Here is a 22,802-nt window from a genome sequence, read left to right on the forward strand (position 1 = left end):
CCCATCAGCTCAGGATCCAGAGCAGACTGTTCAGGGTGAAATAGGCCAGGACTGTCGCCGCCATGGAGGCCAGGCTGGCAGCGCCTTCATGGCCGCGGGCCTGGGCAAAAATAGTGTAGGTCGTGAACATCGGCATCGCCGCCGACAGGATCAGCGCAGCGCGGAGCTCCGGCGAGATATCAAGCAGCCCGGCGAAGACGGCAGCAGCCGCCACCAGCGCCACCAGCGCGGGGTGGATCACCAGCTTGCCGAGGGTGGCCTGAAGGGCGAGGCTCTTGTTGCCGCGCAGGGGCAGCCCGGCGAGGGATCCGCCAATCACGATCAGCGACACCGCCCCGGCCGCCGCCGCGAGCATGTCGGTGAAGCGAAAGAATGGCTCCGGCAGCGGAATATGCAGCACCGCCACTCCCAGCCCGGCGATGAGCGCAATCATCGTTGGCATCTTCACCACGTTGAAGAGGATTTTCCTCAAACGGGGGCCGAGGGGTTGCGCGGTATCGCTTGCGGCGGCCTCCATCAGCATCAGGCAGATCGGAATGAGGATCAGCGTCTCGACCACCAGGTTCAGCGTCAGCACGACGCCTGCGATGTCGGGAAAGGCCAGCAGCATCACCGGATAGCCGACAAAGCCATTGTTGGGGCAGGTCGATCCCATCACACCCACCGCCCGCCGCATGGGGTCGAAGCCGCGCAGGGTGAACAGGAAGAAAGCGACCGCGATATTCAACAGGCCGCCAACCAGATAGGGCAGCACATAGGCGGCCTGGAACACCTCGACCGGGTCGCGCTGGGCGATCGTGGTGAAGATCAGCCCCGGCAATGCGAGGTTGAATACGAAGGACCCGAGGCTTTTGATGTCGCCGGACCTGAAGATCCCGCGCCAGACGAAAACATACCCCAACCCGAGGATCGCATAGATCGGAAAGGTGATCGCGAGGATTGCCGTCATGAGGTGGGCCTCAGCCGATCCGCCCTTGGTTTTCGCCGATCTGACCGCGATGCAGCAGCAGGTGGTCAAGGATCACACAGGCCATCATGGCCTCGGCGACGGGCACCGCGCGGATGCCGACACATGGATCGTGGCGCCCCTTGGTGATGACCTCGGCGGCAGTGCCATCCTTGCGGATCGATTGCCGTGGCGTGAGAATTGAGGATGTGGGCTTGACCGCGAACCGGACCACCACGTCCTGACCGGTCGAGATCCCGCCCAGGATGCCGCCTGAATGGTTCGAGGAATAGACCGGCTGGCCGTCGTTGCCCATGAAGATCTCATCCGCGTTCTCGGACCCTTTCAGCAGCGCCGCGTTCATGCCTTCGCCGATCTCCACGCCTTTGACGGCGTTGATCGACATCATCGCGGCGGCCAGGTCAGTGTCGAGTTTGCCATAGACCGGGGCACCGATCCCCGCGGGCACGCCGCGCGCCACAACTTCGACCACGGCGCCGACGGAGTCATGCGCCTTGCGCAGCGCTTGCAGGTAGTCTTCCCACTCCTGAACCGCAGCGGCATCGGGGATCCAGAAATCATTCTGGTCGATCGCGTCCCAATCGAACCGGGACCGGTCGATTTCCATCTCGCCCATGCGGGTCATATAGCCCTTGATCTGCAGGTCGGGGACCAGCGATTTGATCGCCGCCCGTGCAACCCCGCCTGCAGCCACGCGCGCGGCGGTTTCCCGGGCCGAAGACCGGCCGCCACCGCGATAGTCGCGATTGCCGTATTTCTGGAAATAGGTGATATCCGCATGCCCCGGACGAAAGGTCTGCGCGATCTCGCCATAGTCCTTCGAGCGCTGATCGGTGTTCTCGATCATCAGCTGAATGGGCGTGCCGGTGGTTTTGCCCTCGAAGACGCCGGACAGGATTTTCACCGCATCGGGTTCGTTGCGCTGGGTGGTGTTCTTGTTCTGACCGGGGCGGCGCTTGTCCAGCCATTCCTGCAGCATCGTCGGGTCCACTGCGACATTCGGCGGGCAGCCATCCACGGTGGCGCCCAGCGCAGGCCCGTGGCTCTCGCCCCAGGTGGTGACACGGAAGAGGTGGCCGAAAGAGTTCATGGACATGCGCGCGGGTCTCCTTTGTTCTGACCCTTTAACGGCAAAGGGCAGGGGGGAAAAGGGCCGGGAGAAAAGGGCCGGGAGAAAAGGGCAGGCGGGAAAAGAGATCGGCGCATTAACCTCGCAGAAAGGACAGCGAGACTCCCCTTTTGTTTCGCACGCGAAACAATGGGTCAGACGTGCTGACCTAGTGCAGGCGGCAGAGGACCCGCGCATTCCCCATCTTGCCAAGCCCGCCGCCCGGCCCTAGTGTCCAGCCTACCTCGGGGTGCGTAGTGAAATACGCTGAGATGCCAGACCGGCGAACCCGCTGAACCTGAACCGGATCATACCGGCGGAGGGAAGGTTTCGGATCGTGAGGCATGACCGCGCCCTGATCTCCTCCTTGCCCGACGCCGCATTGGAGGACGAGATGAAACCTCTCTTTGTTGCAGGCGCGCTTTTGGCCGCCACTGTCGCCACCGCCGAGACGCCCGAACTGGTGGTCTACACATATGACAGCTTCGTCTCCGAATGGGGGCCGGGTCCGGCCGTCAAGGAGGCGTTCGAGGCGACCTGCGGCTGCGAGCTGAAGTTCGTCGGCGCCGGAGATGGCGCCGCCTTGCTGGCGCGGATCAAGCTTGAGGGCGCGCGCTCAGAGGCTGACATCGTCCTCGGTCTCGATACCAATCTGACGGCGGCGGCCCGGGACACGGGCCTGTTCGCGCCTGTCGCGGTCGAGGCGGACTACGCGCTGCCGATGGCATGGCAGGACGATACCTTTGCCCCCTATGACTGGGGGTATTTCGCCTTTGTCCACAACGCCGACGCGGATGCGCCTGCGAATTTCCGGGCGCTGGGCGAAAGCGACGCCAAAATCGTCATTCAGGACCCGCGCTCCTCTACGCCGGGTCTTGGCCTGCTGATGTGGGTCAAAGCCGCCTATGGCGACGAGGCACCGGCGATATGGGACGGCCTGTCGGACAATATCGTCACCGTGACCAAAGGGTGGTCCGAAGCCTACGGTCTGTTCCTCGAAGGCGAAGCGGACATGGTGCTGTCCTATACCACCTCTCCGGCCTATCACCTGATCGCCGAAGAAGATGACTCCAAGGCGGCGGCCGTTTTCGACGAAGGGCACTACATGCAGGTCGAAGTGGCAGGCAAGCTCGCCGCGAGCGATCAGACCGAGCTGGCGGATCAGTTCCTGCAGTTCATGGTCTCGGACGCGTTTCAGTCGATCATACCGACCACCAACTGGATGTATCCTGCGGTGATGCCCGCAGGTGGTCTGCCGGAGGGTTTCGCAGAGACGCTCAGCGCCGACAAATCGCTGCTGTTGCCCGAGGGCGATGCAGCGGCCCTGCGTGACGAAGCGTTGGACGAATGGCTGCGCGCGCTCAGCCAGTAGGCGGCACAGGCCGGGCAGCCCATCGCGCGGCTGCGCCGCGCCCTGATGCTCCCCGGCCGGTCGCAATCTGGCCCGGAACCTGCGCCGCCCTCGGGGTGGCGCTTCTGGTTCTGGGCACTTTGGCGGCGGTGGCGATGCGGGCGGAGGGAGGCTCCGGGTTCGGCCCGAGCGAAGCATCGGCGCTGCGCTTCACCCTGATCCAGGCCAGCCTGTCGGCCGTGTTCAGCGTCGGGCTGGCGATCCCGGTGGCCCGGGCGTTGGCCCGGCGGCGCTTTGCCGGGCGGCGGGTGCTGATCACGCTGCTTGGCGCCCCCTTCATCCTGCCGGTGATCGTCGCGATCCTCGGGTTGCTGGCGGTCTTCGGCCGCTCCGGCTGGATCAGCGGTGCCCTTGGCGCGTTTGGCCTCGACCCTCTGCGGATATACGGTCTGCATGGGGTCGTCATCGCGCATGTCTTCTTCAATCTGCCGCTGGCGACGCGCCTGATCCTGCAGGGATGGCAGGAGATCCCCGCCGAGCGCTTCCGGCTGGCCGCGCAGTTGAATGCCGGGCCGGGCGCCATGTGGCACCTGCTCGAGGCACCGATGTTGCGCCGCATTCTGCCCGGCGCCATGGCGGTGATCTTTGCCATTTGCCTGTCGAGCTTTGCGGTGGCGCTGACATTGGGGGGCGGGCCGAAGGCGACCACGCTGGAACTGGCGATCTATCAGGCGTTTCATTTCGATTTCGACCTCGGCCGGGCGGCGGTGCTGTCGACGGTACAGCTCGGCCTGACCGTTGTCGCGGCCGTGCTGGCTTTGCGGGTGCCCGTCGGCGAGGGGGTCGGCGCGGGGCTGGACCGGGCGGTGGTGCGCTGGGACGCAACAGGCCGCAGCGCGACCCTGCTGGATGTGGTCTGGATCGGGTTCGCGACCCTCTTTTTGATGTTGCCGCTGCTGGCGGTTCTGGTGGCGGGCGCGCCGGGGCTGCTGTCGCTTCCGGCGCCGGTCTGGAGCGCGGCCTGGGTCTCGGTGCAGGTCGCCGCGCTGAGCACGGGCCTTCTGTTGCTCGTCGCCTTGCCGCTCTCCGCGAGTATCGCCCTCGGGCGCAGGCAGCTGGGCGAGATCGCGGGCATTCTGGGGCTGGCGGCCTCGCCGCTGGTGATCGGAACCGGCCTGTTCGTGCTGATCTATCCGGTTGCCAGCCCGGCCCATGTGGCGCTGCCGGTGACGGCGCTGGTCAATATGGTGATGGCGCTGCCCTTTGCGCTGCGGATACTGGTGCCGCGGATGCAGCAGGTGATGCAGCAGAACGCCCGCCTGGCACTGGCACTGAACATGCGGGGACCGGCCTTCTGGCGCCGTGTGATCTGGCCGAGATGCAGGGCCCAGATCGGCTTTGCGGCCGGGCTCACCGCCGCGCTGTCATTGGGCGATCTTGGCGTTGTTGCCTTGTTTGCGGATCCGGAAACCGCCACGCTGCCGCTGCAAGTGTACCGGTTGATGGGAGCCTATCGGATGGAGGCGGCCCAGGCTGCGGCCCTGTTGCTGTTCATCCTGTCAATGGGGGCCTTCTGGCTGCTGGATCGCGGAGGGAAATTCCATGCTGAAGCTTGACGCGGTGACGTTGCAAAAAGGCGATTTTCGCCTGCAAGCCGATCTGCAGATCGCAGCCGGAGCACAGGTGGCGGTGATCGGTCCCTCCGGCGCGGGGAAATCCACGCTTCTGGAGGCCATCGCCGGGTTTTTGCCCGCGCGGGACGGGCGGATCCTGTGGCGCGGGCAGGACATCACGGCGCTGCCGCCGGGTCAGCGCCCGGTGGCGATGCTCTTTCAGGACGGCAATCTGTTTCCGCATCTGACCCTGCGCCAGAATGTGGGCCTCGGGATTGATGCCAACCGGCGGCTGTCGGCGGCTCAGGCGGAGGCGGTCACTGCCGCTCTGGCCCGGGTCGGTCTGGCCGGCATGGAAGAGCGCAGACCCGCAGACCTGTCCGGTGGTCAGCAAAGCCGCGCCGCCCTGGCCCGGGTGTTGGTTCAGGGGCGCGATCTTTTGCTTCTGGATGAACCCTTTGCCGCCCTGGGGCCGGCGCTGAAGGCTGAAATGCTCGATCTGGTTGCCGAAATCGTGACGGAAAAGGGCGCCACGCTGCTGATGGTCAGTCACGATCCCCAGGACGCGCGCCGCATCGCCACGGAGGTGGTGCTGGTGGCAGACGGGCACGTGTACCCGCCAAGCCCGACGGCAGAGATCCTCGATAATCCTCCCCCGGCCTTGCGGGCCTATCTGGGCGCCCCCACGGGCAGCTGATCCCGCCATCCGGTGGGGACGATGGGGGCCGTTGCATTTTTTGCGATAGCCCATTCCCAAAGCGCCAGATGGCCCGCTAAGCTTGCAGGACCCAGGGAGATTTTTCGCGATGAAACTGTTTTATTCCTCTTCTTCACCCTTCGTGCGCAAGGTGATGCTTGTGCTGCATGAAACGGATCAGCTCGGTGCTGTGGAGCTGGTGCAGGTGGCCACCACCGTGACCTCCCCCGATGCGGCGCTCACCGCCAGCAATCCGCTGGGCAAGATTCCGGCCCTGGCCCGGGACGACGGGGTGACGCTCTATGACAGCCGGGTGATCTGCGCCGTCCTCGATGATCGTGCGGGGGGCGGGCTATATGCGGGCGGTTGGGACATGAAGGTGCTTGAGGCCACCGCCGACGGGATCATGGATGCAGGCGTTTCAATGTCTTACGAAAAACGCCTGCGCCCTCAGGAAAAGCAGTGGGATGACTGGCTGGAAGGTCAGCGCCGCAAGATCCTCGGGGCTTGTGCCGCGGTCGAGGCGCGCTGGATGCCGGTGTTGAGCGGATCGGTGAATATCGGTCAGCTGGCGATGGCGGCGGCCCTGGCCTATGTGGACTTTCGGCACCCGGATGCCGGCTGGCGGGAGGGCAATCCTCAATTGGCCGCCTGGTTTGTGGATTTCGAATCGCGCCCCTCGATGGAGGCGACCCGCCCGGGCGCGGCCTGAGGGGCAGCTTCACCCGGTGTTAAACAGGAGATGGCACATAGGGCGGGTAATGGGTCGGGAACCGGCGCAGCAATGCAACGGTTCCGTGAAAGAATACCCCTTTCAGGGTGGCCTGCGCTGCTTTGACCGCTAGACGAACGCAGTTTGCAACGCTAGACACGCGGCTGAGTCACCGTGTTCACGATGCGGTGTAAGCGCATGTTTGCCCTAAACGGGCGCTGGAATTGGAGAAAACCTCGTGTCCCACGCAGAAGACCACGAAGGAACCCGGAGAGATTTCCTCTACTACGCCACTGCCGGCGCAGGGGCTGTCACCGCGGGTGCCGCCGTATGGCCTTTGGTCAACCAGATGAATCCATCAGCCGATGTGCAGGCTTTGTCCTCCATCGTTGTGGATGTATCTGGCGTCGACGTCGGTACGCAGATCTCTGTCATGTTCCTTGGCAAGCCGGTGTTCATTCGCCGTCGGACCCAAGCGGAAATTGACGAGGGACGCGCAGTAGAGATGAAAGATCTGATCGACACCTCGTCGGAAAACCCCAACAAACCGGGGTCCGACGCGTCTGATGAGAACCGCACCCTGGATGAAGCCGGCGAATGGCTGGTGATGATGGGTGTCTGTACGCACCTCGGGTGTGTGCCGCTTGGCGATGGTGCCGGCGATTTTGACGGATGGTTCTGCCCCTGTCACGGGTCGCACTACGATACCGCCGGTCGGATCCGCAAAGGTCCTGCGCCGCAGAACCTTCATATCCCGGTGGCCGAGTTCACCGACGCAACCACACTCAAGCTGGGATAAGGAGGCGCACGTATGTCTGGTATTCCGCACGACCATTACGAGCCGAAAACGGGCGCAGAAAAATGGCTTCACAGCCGTCTGCCCATCGTTGGCTTGCTCTATGACACCATCATGATCCCTACGCCGAAGAACCTGAACTGGTGGTGGATCTGGGGTATCGTTCTGGCGTTTTGTCTGGCGCTGCAGATCGTCACGGGGATCGTTCTCGTGATGCACTACACGCCTCACGTCGATCTGGCGTTTGCCTCTGTTGAGCATATCATGCGCAACGTGAACGGCGGCTTCATGATCCGCTATCTGCACGCAAACGGCGCCTCGTTGTTCTTTGTGGCGGTCTATATCCACATCTTCCGCGGCCTGTTCTACGGCTCCTACAAGGCCCCGCGCGAGATCACCTGGATCGTTGGCATGCTGATCTATCTGATGATGATGGGCACCGCCTTCATGGGCTATGTTCTTCCCTGGGGGCAGATGTCCTTCTGGGGGGCGACCGTGATCACCGGCCTGTTCGGGGCCATCCCGCTGATTGGCGAACCGATCCAGACCTGGCTGCTGGGCGGACCGGCCGTGGACAATGCGACGCTGAACCGGTTCTTCTCGCTGCATTACCTGCTGCCCTTCGTGATTGCGGCCCTCGTGATTGTCCACATCTGGGCCTTCCACACCACCGGCAACAACAACCCCACCGGTGTCGAAGTCCGTCGCGGCTCCAAGGAAGAAGCCAAGAAAGACACGCTGCCGTTCTGGCCCTACTTCGTGATCAAGGATTTCCTTGGCCTCGCCGTTGTGCTGCTGGTGTTCTGGGCGGTCGTCGGGTTCATGCCAAACTATCTTGGCCACCCCGATAACTACATCGAAGCCAACCCGCTGCAGACCCCGGCGCATATCGTGCCCGAATGGTATTTCCTGCCGTTCTACGCGATCCTGCGGGCCTTCACCTCCGAGGTCTGGATCGTTCAGATCGCCTCGTTTGTGACCGGCGGTATCGTCGATGCGAAATTCTTCGGTGTTCTGGCGATGTTTGGTGCCATCGCCGTGATGGCGCTGGCGCCCTGGCTCGATACCTCCCGGGTGCGCTCCGGCAAGTACCGCCCGCAGTTCAAGTGGTGGTTCCTGCTGCTGGTGATCGACTTCTTTGCCCTGATGTGGCTTGGGGCGATGCCTGCAGAAGAGCCCTATGCCTCGTTCTCGCTGATCGCATCGGCCTATTGGTTCGGCTATTTCCTCGTGATCCTGCCGCTTTTGGGTGTGATCGAGAAACCGGACGCGATCCCCGCCACCATCGAAGAAGATTTCGACAGCCACTATGGCAAGAAATCCGAAGCTACTCCTGCTGAGTAAGAAGAAGGACAGCTACCCATGTTCAAGACCCTTGTAACCGGTGCTGCCTTTGCTCTGGCACTCGTTCCGGCCGCCGCCTTTGCGGCCGGGGGCGAGGCGCACGTGGAGGATTTTGCCTTCTCGTTCGAAGGCCCCTTTGGCACCTATGACCAAAATCAGCTCCAGCGCGGTCTGCAGATCTATACTGAGGTCTGTTCCGCATGCCACGGGCTGAAGCAGGTTCCGATCCGCACGTTGTCTGACGAAGGCGGCCCCGGCCTGCCGGCCGATCAGGTACGGGCCTATGCGGCGGATAACTTCGAAGTATTCGACGCCGAGGATGACGATTTCCGCCCGGCGGAACCCACTGATCACTTCCCGGAGAATGATGGCGTCGGCGCTCCTGACCTGAGCCTGATGGCGAAGTCGCGTGCGGGCTTTCACGGACCCTATGGCCTTGGCATCAACCAGATGATCAAGGGTATGGGCGGCGCGGAATACATCGCCTCCCTGCTCACCGGCTATACCGGCGAGACAAAGGACGAAGCGGGCACCACCTTCTACGAGAACCACGCCTTCCCCGGGGGCTGGATTTCGATGGCGCCGCCTTTGTCCGACGAGCAGGTGGAATTCGTCGACGGCCATTCCAACGATCTGCATCACCTGGCGCAGGATGTGTCTGCCTTCCTGATGTGGACTGCTGAGCCGAAGATGATGGCGCGCAAACAGGCCGGTTTTGTCGGCGTTCTGTTCCTCGCCGTGCTGTCGGTTCTGCTGTATCTGACCAACAAACGGCTCTGGGCGCCTCATAAGGGCAAGAAGACCTCCTGACCGGTCTTTTCCCAGCCTGAAAACCTGAAAAACCTCCGTGCCGGATCCACCAGATCGCACGGGGGTTTTTTGTTGCGCGATCCGTTGTGCAGCGGCCGTCCTCCCGGGCACCACAGGACCCCCGAGGCACCGGGACAGATCCTCCCCGATCCTCTCAGGCCGCGTAAATTACCCAAAAAAGCGCGACTGCGTCCCGGGCTGTGGCAAGGCGGCGAGGATGGTGGCCGCATTGCTCCGGGCGGGGGCTGTGCCGTCGACAATGAGATCATAGGACAGGCCCCTATGGGCGCGCTCAAAGTCCGCTGCGGCGCTTCCTGCCGGGCGATCTCCCCGTTCTTTCTCGCGCGCAACCAGCGTTGCAAGCGGCGTATGCAGGCCGACAAAGAGCAGCTGTTGCCCGGCAAGCAGCGTCCGGAGTTCGGACAGCCATCCCGGCGTATCAAGGATGTGTTCGAGGATCAGGTCATTGCCGGCAGTGGCAAACCCCGCGATGGCGCGATGAAACCCCGAGAAAAAGGCCGGTCGGGCCGTCTTCCAGTCCGCATAGGCCGAGGGGGTCCAGACGCCGCTGTCGCGCAGGTGATCGATCGAGAGATGCAGCAAGGCGCGGTCCGTCGCCTGTTTGCGAATTTCCGTGGCGAGCGTGGATTTACCGCTGCTGGAGGGGCCATGCAGAAAGAGAATGAGGGCCATCGCTTTCGTCTCCCTCCTGCGGTCAGGCGGTCAATTGGCTGCCGCTGATGCCTGTGATCTTTGTCGTCACCAGCGCCCCTTCGGTTTGCGGCACGGCAAAACGGACCTCGGTGAACTGTTCGGTGCGCCCCATGGTTGGGTTCTCCATCAGCACGGAATGGGTGCGTCCCAACTGCTGCGCCAGATGTTTTTCCACCTGCGCATCGCCGGCAGCCCGCAGGCGGGCGGCACGGTCCTTGATCACGTTGCCGTTGACCTGCGTCGGAATTTTGGCGGCAGGGGTGCCCTCGCGTTTGGAATAGGGAAAGACATGAAGCCATGTCAGGTCGCAATCGCTGACCAGTTTCAGCGCGTTCTCGAAATGTGTTTCGGTCTCGGTGGGGAATCCTGCGATAATGTCGGCCCCGAAGGTCATGTCGGGGCGCAGCCTGCGCGCCTCCTCGACAAAGCGGATGGCATCGTCGCGCAGGTGGCGGCGTTTCATCCGTTTCAGAATCATGTCATCGCCATGCTGCAGGGACAGGTGCAGATGCGGCATCAGGCGGGGTTCGGTCGCAATGGCCTGCATCAGGTTCTCGTCCACCTCGATCGAATCGATTGAGGAAATCCGCAGACGGGGCAGGCCCGGCACCAGTTTGAGAATCCGCATCACCAGATCACCGAGCCTCGGCGTGGCGGGCAGGTCAGCCCCCCAGCTGGTGAGGTCGACGCCGGTCAGCACCACTTCGTTATAGCCCTTGTCCACCAGCCGCTTGATCTGATCGACCACGACACCTGCGGGCACCGACCGGGAATTGCCGCGGCCGTAGGGAATGATGCAGAACGTGCAGCGATGATCACAGCCATTCTGGACCTGCACATAGGCGCGGCTGCGGGTGCCGAAACCGTCGATCAGATGGCTGGCGGTCTCGGTCACAGACATGATGTCGTCTACCAGCACCTTTTCCGTGGTGCCGATGAAATCCGGCCCTTTGGCCATGCGCTGCCAGGTTTCGGGCTGCATCTTTTCGGTATTGCCGATGACCTGGGTGACCTCTCCCATGGCGGCAAAGGTCTCCGGTTCGGTCTGGGCCGCGCAGCCGGTGACGATGATCGGCGCATCGGGGTTCTCGCGGCGCAGCTTGCGGATTTCCTGACGGGCCTTGCGCACGGCCTCTGCGGTGACGGCGCAGGTGTTCACCACCACGGCATTCTCCAGCCCGGCCTGGCGGCTCAGCTCTTTCATCGCCTCGGTTTCATAGGCGTTGAGGCGACATCCGAGGGTGGTGAATTTTGGCGCGCCGGTCATTGGCTGATGCTTTCCAGAAACTGCTGCGTGAAGGTGCCGGACGCCACATGCATGGTCGGACCGGTCATCCAGACGCCGTCGTCGCGCCAGTCGATCCAAAGTGTGCCACCGTCAAGATCAATGCGGACCTTGCGTCCGGTGAGGCCCTTGCGGGCTGCGGCGACCGCCGTGGCGCAGGAGGATGACCCCGAGGCGAGCGTGACGCCGACGCCGCGCTCCCAGACGCGCATGCGAATGTGATCGGGACCGACCAGATGCGCGACCTGCACGTTTGTGCGCTGCGGATAGAGGGGATGATGTTCGTAGCGGGGGCCGAATTCGGCCAGCGGGATCAATTCGGCATCCTCGACGAAAAACGTGCAATGTGGATTGCCCATGCCGGTCGCCGTCGGCGCGCCCTCGATCGGCAATTCCAGCGTGTCCATGGCCTCGGCCAGCGGGATTTCGTCCCATTCGAGCTGCGGGTGCCCCATGTTGACAGAGGTCAGCCCGTCCCCTGCCTCCACTGCGACCAGATCGCCTCGGTCGGTGGTCAGGTGCAGACGGTCCTTGCCGGTTTCCTCCATCAGGTGGCGCGCGATGCAACGGGTGGCGTTGCCGCAGGCGGCCGAGGTCGAGCCATCGGCGTTGTAGAAGGTCAGATGCGCGTCGCCGCTGCCGCTCGTAATCACGGCAAGCTGATCAAACCCGATGCCAAATCGCCGGTGGGCGATTCCCTTGGCCATCGCGGCGGTGATCTGGATGTCGGTGGCACGGGCGTCCACGACCACAAAGTCGTTTCCCAGCCCATGCATTTTCATGAACGGCAGCATTTGAGTGTCTCTTGGGGAGGTCATGAGCCGCATATAGACCCGCTGCGGAAATGAATCCAGAGATTGCGGAGAAAACTTTGCAAAAGGGGGTTGACCACATTCCGCCTTGGCCGTAGAAGCCCCCCCTATCGGAACGTAATGACCGTCATGGTCAAAGGGCTCCGGCCTGAAATAAGCGCTTGATCTTCCGGGGTTATTCAGCTTTAAGGGCGATCCGTGAAGGCCGGTTATGCCTTCAAAATAGAGTGGGCCGTTAGCTCAGTTGGTAGAGCAACTGACTTTTAATCAGTAGGTCGATGGTTCGAACCCATCACGGCTCACCACTTTCTTCAAAGACTTAGAGGATTGCGATCACAGTGCTACCCTTGGCGGGTAAGCGCAAGGTAAGCTTTTGCCTCCGGTTTCTCTTTGATTTCCCCGATGGATTGCGTCAGCGTTAGCGCGATAGGGAGACGATTATGGGCCATATTAGGCTCGGCACTTTGCCACAGTCAAACAAGTGGCGCGATGTCGTTGGTTTAATTGATTCTGGTGCGTCAGTTGACGTGATAGCCGAGGCGGCGGCGAAGGCCTCGGAACGGGACCTTTCCAATGCGAGCAAGGACCCACGCTTTCAGTTCGCAGCATCGCTTCTTGTGCGACTTCCGCTTTTGGCCCGTGCGCCGGGGTTCGAGGACGCATTGGCTGACTTGGGATGTGGCGATAGTGCCTTGGTGTCGGTGGCCAATCTCTTAGCCGGTCTTGACGCTGCCATTGAACGGCAGAGTTTCGGAACGGGGCACGCATCGGATGCCGGTCTTTTGGCCAAATCCGCTTTGCTCGAATCCTTGTCGGTGAATCTACGAGATCGGTTGCCAACGTTGTTTGAACCGACTTCGCAGGAAGTTCGGATCGCGTTGGGGGAATTTGCCTCGGGCGACAAGTTTGCCCACTCAGCGCGAGATTTCTTTGCAAGACTGACCTATCGCTCTCTCGACTATTACCTAAGCCGAGAACTGGCCAACCAAATCGGGCAAGACCGTCGGTTTGCGAGTGACGCCCAGCGCGCCGCTTTCCAGCAAGCCTTGGCCGAACGTGGTTCGTGTTGAGTCGGTCGTTCGTCGCGAGCTGTCTGTCGATTGGTCGTAAGCGTTGCATGTGAACCCTGCCATAGGGGCTTTCGGGACTGGCAATAGGGTCCTATCTTGGCGCTACGCGCCAAGACGAAACGCCAAAAGATTCAAGATTTTCGGCCGATTCTGTGTAGAAACACAGATTTCCTGAAATCGCGAAGGACGATTCCCCCACTAGGCCGCTAGCGGCGACGGCATCGGAAAAAACCTCCCAAGATCACTCTGGCGAACACTATTTCGAAGCATGCCATGTCCATGCGAGTTTTTATACAGCCTCGGCCCCGAGCTGACGGTCGAAGCGTGCCCACGCCGCCCCGCGGCTTTCCCGAAGCAGTCGCTCGTGGCTTTCATGCCGTCGATCAGACGCCATTGTTACAAATTGCGCCACTTTTTCACCTAGTCGCCTTCGGCTTCACGCATTCGCACCTCGAGCTCGTTCAGGAACGGAGAGCGCCCCCAATACTGTCGCCCGAAGCGGGTATCGACGAAACCAGAATATAGCATGTGGATTTCGTCGCGGGCCCGCGTTATCCCCACATAGAACAGACGTCGACTCTCACGCTGGGCCGCAGGTGCTTCGTTACGCCATGGCAGGCTACCAAGATCGAGTCCCACCATGATGACCACATCGTACTCGCACCCCTTTGCAGAGTGCAGTGTCAACAAATTGAGGTGACGCGGTGACCCATCACGTCCACCAAGACTTGCGAGGTCAAGGTCCGCAAGCGGCCCACCCTCTGCGACTGCCGCTGACATCCGCTCGACCTGTTCGCGCTGATCGCCAAGGCTCGGCTCAACCGCCATCAGCGCGTCGAGCATTCCTGCCCGCAGCTGCCGTTACGAAGTCGCGGGCTAGCCCCTCCTCATCAACTCGGAGCGACCAGAGAAGCCGAGTGAGGCTTTGCAATTCCGCGCTGGCCTCCGCATCTGAAATCCGAGCGCGATGAAAACCGATCCAGCGGTCCAACAAGCCACGCAATTGCGGCTGCGCTTCACGCCAGCCCCCCCGCGCACCAGGCGGCGCAGTCCTCGATCCAGCTCGTGAGTGCAACCTTGCGATAAGGCGCGGCCGTGGGGGCCGTCGCGCGCACAGCGAAAATCGGTTTCCCGCCCATGCCGACGGGGCTCTGACTGGAAGTGGGCCGGCGCTGCCGTAACTTGGTGCGGCCATTCTGGCTCAGGTCGGCTTCTCGCCCAAATACCGCTCAGCTGGGCAATGCCACGGGAGCAACCTGTGGTACTCTGCCAGCGGCAATTTCATTGCGATCCTCTCTAACACCCAGCTAAGGTAAGGGAGCACGTGGCTCCACGGCTCGAGCATTGGTCATCGCACTTAGGCGTTGCCACCGAAACCTGGGGCATCCGGCCAATGAAAACGAAATGGGGCAGCTGCAATCCGGACAAGAAAATCGTCTGGCTTAATCTCGAGCTCGCCAAGAAACCCGTTCGGGCGATTGAGTACGTATTGCTGCATGAGCTCGCCCACCTGATATCGCCGCGCCATGATGAGCGTTTCATCAAGGTCCTTGACGACAATATGCCGAAGTGGCGCAGCATACGCGACGAGCTCAATCAGTATCCGCTTGCCGCGTGGGAAGATCTGCAGGCTTTGGCTCGGTGACGTTGTCGCTCGGATTGTCGGTTGCGCGCGATTTTTCAGGGCTTGCCGCCGCAGCTCCATTCCCCGTTCCACAAATCGCCGAACACGTTCCGGATCTGGTTCGACATCTCGTATCGAACAGCGGTAGGCGATGGTGACATGGATGGCGCCAACGATGCATGCACCGATACCAAACACGACGAAGATGATCTCGAATTCAGTCACGAAGCCGCCTCCCTTGTGTGATGAGCTCGTGAAATCGGTTCAATGCAGCGTGGGGTGACATTCGAGATCGGCTGCCCTCTGCAGCACCCGTGCCGCAGTTCTCAGACTCGGTTGGCTTGCCTGGCCCGCACGCTTGAAAGCTTCGACCGCCGCATCCAGAGCCACATCGCTGGTGCCCTGCTTGCGCCCTTCGCGCCAGATGAACATCACCAGTTCGTCAGTCGTTAACGCTCGTAGGGCTATCGGTGGGCATCTGCTCAGGAGCGGCTCTGGCAACGCGTGGTAGTTGTTGGATGTCAGGACCCAGATCACCCAGCTCATGTCGAACTTAACCTGATAGAATGGGCAACTCCAGCTTCTTGCGGTCATGGGCTCCAGCAGGGGTAGCAGCGCCTCCGACAGCCCGAACGCGCGGCCTGACATGGACGTTGCAGTCCCCGACTTCTCGACCTCATCAACGACCATGACCGGATTGCCGACATGTTCCCTAAGGATCGTGGAAATGAGACGCCCCGGTCCGGCGCTTCCCCATCCACGCTGAGACCCGACGACACCGAAAGACGCATTCTCATTGGTTGCCTCGATAACGGTTGGGGGGACGGTCAAGAGGCGGCCAAGGCGCCGCGCCCAAAAGCTCTTGCCAATCCCGGGAGGGCCATCGAGCAGGATGGGCGGCAGGCGAAGACCTATGGAGCCTTCTCTCACAGACCTGCGCATGGCCTTCCAGATCTGTTCGGTCGCGGGTCCCATCCAGGGCATTTCGTCGTGAAGGGCCGCCGCGATTTCATCCGCTTGGTGTTCGGTCTTCACCGTCGCAAGCCGAACGCCGCCTGCCAAGGCGGTCAATCGCTCGCGCTCATCCCTCTGCAAATGGCCCATCCCTGACGCTTCCTGGCGGCGTGTGATAAGTTTCTTGACGCGTTTTTGGATCCTGCTCTTCTCGTGATGGGTTATCCTCACCTCATGCAGTTCCTGATTGTCGACTCCAAGCAGTTCGACTTCATGCGCCGGCTGGCCGACCAGGCCACTCCGCAGTAGCCGTAGGTGCTTGATGAAGCGCTTTTCGAGGTAGTCCGCGGTCTGCTCGACGGGAAAAATCTTGCACTGAATGAATGGGATCGTCGCCATCTCACTCGACCTCCGCGGTTGTTTTGTTGAAAATGGAGGGGTGGTGATAGGCGGCCGAAACGACGCGGCGCCAATCGATCCCTTCAAAGAGCGCCTCAAATTGTGCCTTCGTCAGGGTCATCGTCCCGTCGGAAAGTTTGGGCCAGACGAAGCCTGCGCCTTCGATACGCTTGTAGATCAGCACGAGGCCGGTACCGTCCCACATCAGAACCTTGATCTTGTCACGCCCCTTCGAGCGGAAGACGAAGAATGCACCGGAGAAGGGATCGAGTTCGAAATTGGTCATGACGTAATTGGCCAAGCCGTCCATGCCTTTCCGAAAGTCGACAGGCTGCGTGGCAAGATAGATGCGGTAGCTGCTGGATGGTGCGATCACTGACACTGCCTCGCGACTCGGATCAGTTTGAGCAGATCAGGCTCAGCAACGTGCAATGGAAACTTAATGCAAATCGCTCCCACATACAGATGTGCCGAGCTGTCCCCTGTGTTGGATGATGGGACCGTTGGTTGTTCAGAAGGATCCGCTGGTGCGGAAATTGCCACCTGAGCGAAGGCTGGGCCTTCGACCGCGATTTTTTCACCACGACTGCGACGGTCGGCAACCCACCACTTCCGTACAAGGCACTCATGAGCACCTATTTCAGCAGCAACCTCACCTGGAGAGGTGTCCGCTTCCCGCAGTCGCCTCGTTGCCTCGCGTTTGAGTTCATTCGGCCAAATCTTTTTGCCCGACGGAGATCTCTGGATTTTGAAACCCCAGACTTCCTGGTCCGCCATTTTTGCCTCCGGTAGTGATTTGGAAGCATAGTAGTCGATATCCCGAGCACGGGTTTAGAGGGCAAATAGGGGGCCAGATGCAACGCTTACGATTGGTCGAACGTTGAGACTCTTACGCTTGATCCTGCCTCTACGCCTATCAGCGCGGATTTAGCGCCCGCTCTAGGCGGCGCAACGGACCTAGGCAAAGTCTCCTCGATTGACTTGGAAGAGCTCCCAAATGGCTTCAGGCTTCAACGCCTCGTGTTTCAAGCCGCCCGAAAGGGGTTCGCAGACTTGAACCATAGCTTCAGAGGCTCGGAGGACCTGCTTGCAGCGCAGCTTGTCCGAATGGTCGAAGAATTCATCAGCTCTGAGGCTCTGCATATTCCCTCGGTGTTTCATTCTGACCCCTTAGGGCGTCGCATTCTAATCGCTCTGAACATCGATCTAGTTGTTCAACACCTGATGAAATCCGAAAGTTCGGCGGTGGTGGTGACGCTGTGTCAAAACCGTTTTAGCTCCTTCAGGGGCTGACCACGTTTCTTGCCGGGGAATACAAACGGATGGCTAGGGTTCCTGTCTTTCGGTTGCCACGTTCAAACACACCGGACGCGCCCTCAAGCAAAGCCCGTTTCCATTGGTGGATCATCGTCGGGTGGACTCCAAACCGACTGGCCAACTCGCTGACCGTTTCCTCGCCTTTCAGCGCCTCCAGCGTAACTTTGGCCTTAAACTCTGGGTGATGTTGCTTCCGTTTCGACATCTCTGATCTCCTTCTCGTTGAAGATCAGCAGACAACAAATCGCAGCTTACGTCAGTGTCCGAATTGCGGGGGGGTAACGGGCCACAATCGCCAACAGATTGTTAATACCCCTATGCGAAACTCATATGAGTTGTGCGTTTCAGTGTGGTTAAGTCGGTTTCAGAGAGTAATGGCATCATGGTTAGAGAACCCGAAGAAAAGAGGGAGCTCACATCTTTTCATATCATGGTGGTGGTTCTCTCTCTTTCCATGACAATAGGCGCTTGGCTCTATTCCAGACATCAGGTCGAACTCCAGATAGAGGGCCGGTTTGAAGCGGCCAAGGCGAGGGCCGTTGGCCTTATCGAAGACCGCATGTCCCGGTACGAGGACGCGCTTTGGTCGGGGGTTGCGTTTATTGATGCCAACGGAGGACAGGTTGAGTTGGAAGAATGGCGCACCTTCGCACAGTCTCTTAATCTTGAGGACAGATATCCGGGCGTGAACGGAATCGGTGTGATCGATTATGTGCGCCGCGAAAATCTCGAATCCTATATGACCCACAGAAAATTGGAGGCGCGGGAGTTTTCAGTGTTTCCGCAACATGATCACGACATCCTGCTGCCGATAACCTTCATAGAACCTGCAAGCGTCAACTGGGCCGCGGTCGGGCTGGATGTGGCGCATGAAATAAACAGGCGCACGGGTCTCCTCGCGGCACGTGACACAGGCACTGCGCGCATCACCGGTCCCATTGTTCTTGTACAGGACAGCGGTCACACGCCCGGCTTTTTGTTTTACACCCCCATCTATCGCGGCGAACGCCCCACCACTGCAGAAGAGCGGCGCGAGCGATTCCTTGGCGTTGTCTACGCGCCATTTGTGGTAAAAAAACTCGTCGCGGGTCTCCTGTCCAAAGACCTGCGAGAAGTTCGGTTCAGTCTGCGGGATGGCGATGAGCTGATATATGACGAGCATGATGAAGATGAACCGCTCCATGACGACGATCCGATGTTCACGGACAGGGTAGAGATCGAAATGTATGGTCGGATCTGGACCGTAGAGGTCAAAACGAACCTCGCCTTCCGCTCGAACAATGGCTCGGATCTGCCAACTTTCATCCTTGTTGGCGGTCTTATTATTGAGATTCTTGTGATCACGATGCTGGCCTTGCTGTCCCGTTCGAACCGCAAGGCACGCCTTTATGCGAATAAACTGACAAAAGAGCTGCGGGCGAAGTCGGACACCCTCGAAAAGGCCAATGCAGAAATCGAACAATTCGTCTACGTCGCGTCGCATGATCTCAAAACGCCCGTCCGGGGCATCGGGTTTCTGACGGACGTCATAGAAGAGGACCTCACGGAAATCCTCGGTCCTCTCGACAAACACCCCGAGATCACGACACAGCTCGGCATGATCCGCGACCGTGTGAACCGGATGAACGATCTCACGCGGGGGATCATGGATTTTTCGCGCGTCAGCCATGGCGCAGAGGCGTCCGCGCCGGAACTGTCGGTCAGAAACCTCATCGACGATTGTATCGCGGACTTCAAGGTCACCCCCGCTCAGGTTCGTGTGGAGTCTGAGGTCGCCACAATCGGCTACGACAGCCTCCATTTCCGCCGTGTGCTGGAGAACCTCATCGGCAATGCGGTCAAGTACCACCCGAACCCCCAAAAGGCACTTGTAGATGTTGTCATTGAGGATCAGCAGGACAAGTTGCGTGTCCTGGTCAAGGACAACGGCAAGGGCATTGCCCCGAAATTCCATGACCGGATCTTTGATGTTTTCCAGACACTCAGATCAGGAGACCAGAAGGAAAGTACCGGTATTGGCCTGGCAATCGTCAAAAAAGCCGTGGAGCGTCACGGATACCACATCTTCCTCAAATCATCTGAAGGACATGGAGCGGAATTTACTTTTTTTTGGCCAACGGGGCGTGAGCTCGATGCAATGAATGTGGATAAAGTTGCCTGATATGAAACGACAAATGAATATTCTTTTGGTTGAGGACGACAATCTCGACGCCATGATGATCGAGCGCGCCCTGAACAGGGTGGCTCCCGATGCAACCGTGAAGCGCGCTGTCGATGGGCTGGAAGGGCTTGAACTCATAGAGGCAGATGTCATGCCGAAGCCCTATTTCGTTCTGCTTGACATCAATATGCCCCGGATGAACGGTCATGAGTTTCTCAGGGCGCTCAGGGCAAGCCAAACGGCCTCAGACAGTATTGTCTTCATGTTTACCACTTCTGATAGCGCGCAAGACATTGCCGAGGCTTACCGCGAGCGGGTGTCCGGCTATATTGTCAAGCCGCAGGGGACGGCAGGTATGAATACAATTCTTCATACCTTGCAGGGATTTTGGACGGCCTGCGAACCTCCTTTCACTCCGGCCTAGCCAGGGGGCTCTGCCTGCTCTGCGACCTGAAAACAGGATTGCGAGGTGCCCTTGGCGATGCGGGGGAGGCTGCTGGTTTCGGGCCGGAGGCAAGGCAGCTATGAGCCAGCGACAGCGGCTTGCGGGGGAGTTTGACCGGGGCCCAATGGCGTGGATGGTGAGCGTGGCTGTGTGGGTGCGCAACGTGACTGGACGGACGATGACCTGCCCCCTCTGGTCCCTCGTTCACAACGAGAGTCTGGAGGTTTGTGCCGTGCTACCAGATGGAGCCCCGATTGCCCCGAGTGAATGGGAGCTAGGTGCGCTGCGGTTGGTGCCAGCGATCCATGCGACGGGCAGAGAAGTCGGAGGCTGCTCTGGTGGGTGGCAGCCCCTCCAGATCATGCAACTTTGCGAGGGGACTGCGACGGGGCACTGTCGCCCAGTTCAAAACGCGCGACGATGTCGCTCAGGTCGTCGGCCTCGTTGCTGAGCATTTGTCCCACAGCCGTCGCTTCCTCGACCATCGCAGCATTTTGCTGCGTAACCTGATCCAGTTGACTGACCGATACATTGATCTCGCTGATACCGGTTGACTGTTCAGCAGCTCCTTTGGCAATTCCACTGATTGAACCAGAGATTTCGTTCACACGCTCGGAAATACGGGCGATCGAGACGCCCGCTTCGTCAACCAATTGGACGCCCTTCTGAACGTGGTCCGAACTTTGGGTAATCAGAACTTTGATCTCTGTGGCGGCACTTGCAGAGCGCTGCGCAAGACCTCTCACTTCGGAGGCAACAACTGCAAAACCGCGTCCGGCTTCACCCGCGCGGGCGGCTTCTACGCCAGCATTCAAGGCCAGAAGGTTGGTCTGGAACGCGATGTCGTCGATAACCGAAATGATCTGTCCGATCTGGTTTGAGGACGTTTCGATGCTTTGCATGGCTGACACTGCCGTTTTCACCGTCGCACTGCAGCCTTCGGCTTCGCCCCGGGCCTCCAGCATGGTTTCTTCTACCCCCCGGGCGCCGGCGGCTGCGGCTTTTACCGAGGTTGTCAGCTCTTCAAGGGCGGCCGCGGTCTGTTCTAACGTCGCGGCCTGGCTTTCTGTCCGTTGCGACAGATCGTCCGAAGCGCGGCTGATCTCGATCGCTCCTCCTGTGATGGTGCGGGTTTTTTCCTTTACCTCTGCAATCGTTTGAGAGATCTTCTCAACCGCCACATTAAAGTTCCTGAGCAGTATCACGTATTCATCCGGAAAACGGTCGGAGATACGGCAATCCAGGCGGCCATGTGCCAATTCTGCCAGGTGCCGGCTGAGGGTATCGACCACCCGGCGGGCATCTTCCTGCTTCTGCTGAGCCAGTTTCGTCGCAGTCTGGGCGGCATGAGACTGCTCCGTCGCGGAGGCTGTCTGCTCTTGCAATGCCGCATCTGCAGCGATCTTCTTGCGCATGCTTAAAAGCAGGACACCGGTTTCCAGAACCACGATCAGCGCATGTATCACAGTGCGTTGCACGTTGGCCTGAATGCCACTGCTCGGGTAGACCAGCGAGGGCAGCAGAACACTGAACGAAACGTGATGGAGTGCGACCAGAACAGTGGCAAGGATCAATGCCTTGGGGCTGGCCAGAGTGGAAACGATCGCCAGAACTGCGAAGAACATCATGTGCGTGTCGAGTTGCCATGCATGACCGCTCATTGAGGCCGTGATCAAAATACAGTGACCGACAAGACAGGAACTGAGCAGGTAGTCATGCGCCAACTGATCAAGCCGCGTCGCCAGGGATCCAAGGAGGCTTAGCATGATCCCCAGAATCGCAAAAACCCACCAAAGCTCGCTTTGCCCGGCTGCGAAGGCGGCAAACGCCGGGATGGGGGCCAACAGCCAACTGGTCGATTGTTGAAGCACCTTTTCAAAGGCAAAAATTCCGGATCGGAAACGGCCGTCGGCTTTAGATTTCAGAGGGCGCATAGTTGGGCAATCCTTTTTCCATCGACAACAAACCAGGCGCCATTTTCAAAAAGACGACCTATGGCGCGGGCATCTGGTATGACCACCAAAGCTCCCAGGGGTGACGAAGCTGTTGCAAGCTCCGGGACATCGGACGACACGACAATATCAATGGCGCGCTTCCAGGGTGGCGAGACGACCAAGGCCGGTTCGCCGGGCACGGCGGCAGGCGCACTCAGCAAGGCCAACAGCGGCGCCAGGAGCAGTGTCGCAAAGCAGGACGTCAATATGATAAAGTTTGGCATCACCAGTCCATTTGATTTCGTCCGACATACGACGCGGCAATTACTATTTCGTTGAGGTCGCCGCCGTTCTCACGACAATTTTATTTTAGATCGAGGGAAGGCTCTTGCATCGGTGTCCGGGGTGAAATCCTGCCCGAGGGGCGCTCCGAGGGCGGCAGAGCGATGCACCGACCTAGGCCCGATTCCGAGCGTCCGTTGCGCGACAGAATAGCCGATCGCGTCATTCTTCCGGGCACGCGGTTGATCAATGGGCGAAATTCAACTTTAGGGAGTTTATTAACGCCAATATAGCACGCTTAACGAAATTTTAACTATCTTTCATATGGTTAAGTGCCGTCAGGTGAATTCGCTTCTGGCGTCACGGTGTATCCCTATTGCACGGATGCCTAAAAATGCGCTCTGCGG

23 protein-coding genes, 1 tRNA gene, 1 pseudogene and 1 riboswitch are annotated in these 22,802 nt (G+C 60.1%); of the genes and pseudogenes, 14 read left to right on the forward strand and 11 right to left on the reverse strand.

All coding sequences use genetic code 11. The annotated features are described in order from the left end of the window. Positions 1 to 4: 4 nt before the first annotated feature. Complete coding sequence (locus FGE21_RS06755; protein WP_139662541.1) at positions 5 to 949, reverse strand: AEC family transporter; 945 nt, start codon at positions 947 to 949, stop codon at positions 5 to 7. A gap of 10 nt (positions 950 to 959) precedes the next feature. After that, entirely contained in the window at positions 960 to 2,063 is a 1,104-nt protein-coding gene (gene aroC, locus FGE21_RS06760) for a chorismate synthase (RefSeq protein ID WP_139662542.1), read from the reverse strand. A 248-nt stretch (positions 2,064 to 2,311) separates the two neighbouring features. After that, positions 2,312 to 2,417, forward strand: a riboswitch (TPP riboswitch). Between the two features lie 52 nt (positions 2,418 to 2,469). Between aroC and thiB the strand changes: the two genes are divergently transcribed. From thiB to FGE21_RS06795, 7 genes are all read left to right on the forward strand, one after another. Further along, a complete protein-coding gene (thiB, locus tag FGE21_RS06765) occupies positions 2,470 to 3,447 on the forward strand; it encodes a thiamine ABC transporter substrate binding subunit (protein WP_139662580.1) in 978 nt (325 codons plus the stop codon). Then, the gene (locus FGE21_RS06770) at positions 3,423 to 5,042 is read left to right on the forward strand and encodes a thiamine/thiamine pyrophosphate ABC transporter permease ThiP (RefSeq protein WP_255731401.1); all 1,620 of its coding nucleotides are present in this window, start codon (positions 3,423 to 3,425) and stop codon (positions 5,040 to 5,042) included. The genes thiB and FGE21_RS06770 overlap by 25 nt, the downstream gene beginning before the upstream one ends. Then, positions 5,029 to 5,736: an ATP-binding cassette domain-containing protein gene (locus tag FGE21_RS06775; RefSeq protein WP_139662543.1), complete on the forward strand. Its 708-nt coding sequence runs from the start codon at positions 5,029 to 5,031 to the stop codon at positions 5,734 to 5,736. Before FGE21_RS06770 ends, FGE21_RS06775 begins: the two co-directional genes overlap by 14 nt. Positions 5,737 to 5,845: 109 nt before the next feature. Beyond that, positions 5,846 to 6,448: a glutathione S-transferase gene (locus tag FGE21_RS06780; protein WP_139662544.1), complete on the forward strand. Its 603-nt coding sequence runs from the start codon at positions 5,846 to 5,848 to the stop codon at positions 6,446 to 6,448. A gap of 238 nt (positions 6,449 to 6,686) precedes the next feature. After that, positions 6,687 to 7,247, forward strand: a complete 561-nt coding sequence (gene petA, locus FGE21_RS06785; RefSeq protein WP_139662545.1) for a ubiquinol-cytochrome c reductase iron-sulfur subunit — start codon at positions 6,687 to 6,689, stop codon at positions 7,245 to 7,247. A gap of 12 nt (positions 7,248 to 7,259) precedes the next feature. Further along, positions 7,260 to 8,588, forward strand: coding sequence for a cytochrome b (gene petB / locus FGE21_RS06790; RefSeq protein ID WP_139662546.1), 1,329 nt, complete (start codon positions 7,260 to 7,262; stop codon positions 8,586 to 8,588). An 18-nt stretch (positions 8,589 to 8,606) separates the two neighbouring features. Beyond that, positions 8,607 to 9,398 (forward strand): cytochrome c1, encoded by a 792-nt coding sequence (locus FGE21_RS06795; protein ID WP_139662547.1) that lies wholly within the window; start codon positions 8,607 to 8,609, stop codon positions 9,396 to 9,398. A 168-nt stretch (positions 9,399 to 9,566) separates the two neighbouring features. On the opposite strand, the gene FGE21_RS06800 is transcribed toward FGE21_RS06795, so the two are convergent. The 3 genes from FGE21_RS06800 to dapF are packed head-to-tail and all read right to left on the reverse strand — an operon-like array spanning position 9,567 to position 12,191. Further along, entirely contained in the window at positions 9,567 to 10,091 is a 525-nt protein-coding gene (locus FGE21_RS06800) for a chloramphenicol phosphotransferase CPT family protein (RefSeq protein WP_139662548.1), read from the reverse strand. 22 nt (positions 10,092 to 10,113) lie between these two features. After that, entirely contained in the window at positions 10,114 to 11,379 is a 1,266-nt protein-coding gene (gene mtaB / locus FGE21_RS06805) for a tRNA (N(6)-L-threonylcarbamoyladenosine(37)-C(2))-methylthiotransferase MtaB (protein ID WP_139662549.1), read from the reverse strand. Continuing rightward, on the reverse strand, positions 11,376 to 12,191 hold the full coding sequence (dapF, locus tag FGE21_RS06810) for a diaminopimelate epimerase (protein ID WP_370285513.1): 816 nt from the start codon (positions 12,189 to 12,191) through the stop codon (positions 11,376 to 11,378). Before dapF ends, mtaB begins: the two co-directional genes overlap by 4 nt. Positions 12,192 to 12,438: 247 nt before the next feature. On the opposite strand from dapF, the gene FGE21_RS06815 reads away from it, so the two are divergent. Both FGE21_RS06815 and FGE21_RS06820 read left to right on the forward strand, forming a co-directional pair. Beyond that, positions 12,439 to 12,514 (forward strand) — tRNA-Lys (locus tag FGE21_RS06815). A 135-nt stretch (positions 12,515 to 12,649) separates the two neighbouring features. Next, complete coding sequence (locus FGE21_RS06820; RefSeq protein WP_176695374.1) at positions 12,650 to 13,279, forward strand: hypothetical protein; 630 nt, start codon at positions 12,650 to 12,652, stop codon at positions 13,277 to 13,279. 420 nt (positions 13,280 to 13,699) lie between these two features. Here FGE21_RS06820 and FGE21_RS20305 read toward each other — a convergent pair whose 3' ends face one another. Continuing rightward, positions 13,700 to 14,122 (reverse strand): 3'-5' exonuclease, encoded by a 423-nt coding sequence (locus FGE21_RS20305; RefSeq protein WP_255731402.1) that lies wholly within the window; start codon positions 14,120 to 14,122, stop codon positions 13,700 to 13,702. Between the two features lie 481 nt (positions 14,123 to 14,603). Between FGE21_RS20305 and FGE21_RS20590 the strand changes: the two genes are divergently transcribed. Continuing rightward, positions 14,604 to 14,924 carry a M48 family metallopeptidase gene (locus FGE21_RS20590; RefSeq protein WP_139662551.1) on the forward strand — a complete coding sequence of 107 codons (321 nt, stop codon included), beginning with the start codon at positions 14,604 to 14,606 and terminating at the stop codon, positions 14,922 to 14,924. 21 nt (positions 14,925 to 14,945) lie between these two features. After that, on the forward strand, positions 14,946 to 15,149 hold the full coding sequence (locus FGE21_RS20595; protein ID WP_139662552.1) for a hypothetical protein: 204 nt from the start codon (positions 14,946 to 14,948) through the stop codon (positions 15,147 to 15,149). A gap of 18 nt (positions 15,150 to 15,167) precedes the next feature. Here the strand turns inward: FGE21_RS20595 and FGE21_RS06840 are convergent, their stop codons facing one another. Both FGE21_RS06840 and tnpB read right to left on the reverse strand, forming a co-directional pair. Beyond that, positions 15,168 to 16,256: an AAA family ATPase gene (locus FGE21_RS06840; RefSeq protein WP_139662553.1), complete on the reverse strand. Its 1,089-nt coding sequence runs from the start codon at positions 16,254 to 16,256 to the stop codon at positions 15,168 to 15,170. A gap of 1 nt (position 16,257) precedes the next feature. Further along, positions 16,258 to 16,632: an IS66 family insertion sequence element accessory protein TnpB gene (gene tnpB, locus FGE21_RS06845; RefSeq protein WP_183970270.1), complete on the reverse strand. Its 375-nt coding sequence runs from the start codon at positions 16,630 to 16,632 to the stop codon at positions 16,258 to 16,260. Between the two features lie 491 nt (positions 16,633 to 17,123). Between tnpB and FGE21_RS20600 the strand changes: the two are divergent. Continuing rightward, positions 17,124 to 17,486 (forward strand): annotated as a pseudogene (locus FGE21_RS20600) (type III restriction endonuclease subunit R); the annotation flags it as partial. A 52-nt stretch (positions 17,487 to 17,538) separates the two neighbouring features. Here FGE21_RS20600 and FGE21_RS06855 read toward each other — a convergent pair. Continuing rightward, positions 17,539 to 17,778, reverse strand: coding sequence for a transposase (locus FGE21_RS06855; protein ID WP_139662554.1), 240 nt, complete (start codon positions 17,776 to 17,778; stop codon positions 17,539 to 17,541). A 177-nt stretch (positions 17,779 to 17,955) separates the two neighbouring features. Between FGE21_RS06855 and FGE21_RS06860 the strand changes: the two genes are divergently transcribed. Continuing rightward, on the forward strand, positions 17,956 to 19,734 hold the full coding sequence (locus FGE21_RS06860) for a CHASE domain-containing protein (RefSeq protein WP_139662555.1): 1,779 nt from the start codon (positions 17,956 to 17,958) through the stop codon (positions 19,732 to 19,734). Position 19,735: 1 nt separating this feature from the next. After that, positions 19,736 to 20,158, forward strand: a complete 423-nt coding sequence (locus tag FGE21_RS06865; RefSeq protein ID WP_139662556.1) for a response regulator — start codon at positions 19,736 to 19,738, stop codon at positions 20,156 to 20,158. A gap of 380 nt (positions 20,159 to 20,538) precedes the next feature. Here the strand turns inward: FGE21_RS06865 and FGE21_RS06870 are convergent, their stop codons facing one another. Then, positions 20,539 to 22,113 carry a methyl-accepting chemotaxis protein gene (locus FGE21_RS06870; RefSeq protein ID WP_139662557.1) on the reverse strand — a complete coding sequence of 525 codons (1,575 nt, stop codon included), beginning with the start codon at positions 22,111 to 22,113 and terminating at the stop codon, positions 20,539 to 20,541. Beyond that, positions 22,101 to 22,397, reverse strand: coding sequence for a hypothetical protein (locus tag FGE21_RS06875; protein ID WP_139662558.1), 297 nt, complete (start codon positions 22,395 to 22,397; stop codon positions 22,101 to 22,103). The genes FGE21_RS06870 and FGE21_RS06875 overlap by 13 nt, the downstream gene beginning before the upstream one ends. Positions 22,398 to 22,802 lie beyond the last annotated feature (405 nt).

Source organism: Phaeobacter sp. B1627 (assembly GCF_006265095.1).
Classification (GTDB): Bacteria; Pseudomonadota; Alphaproteobacteria; order Rhodobacterales; family Rhodobacteraceae; genus Epibacterium.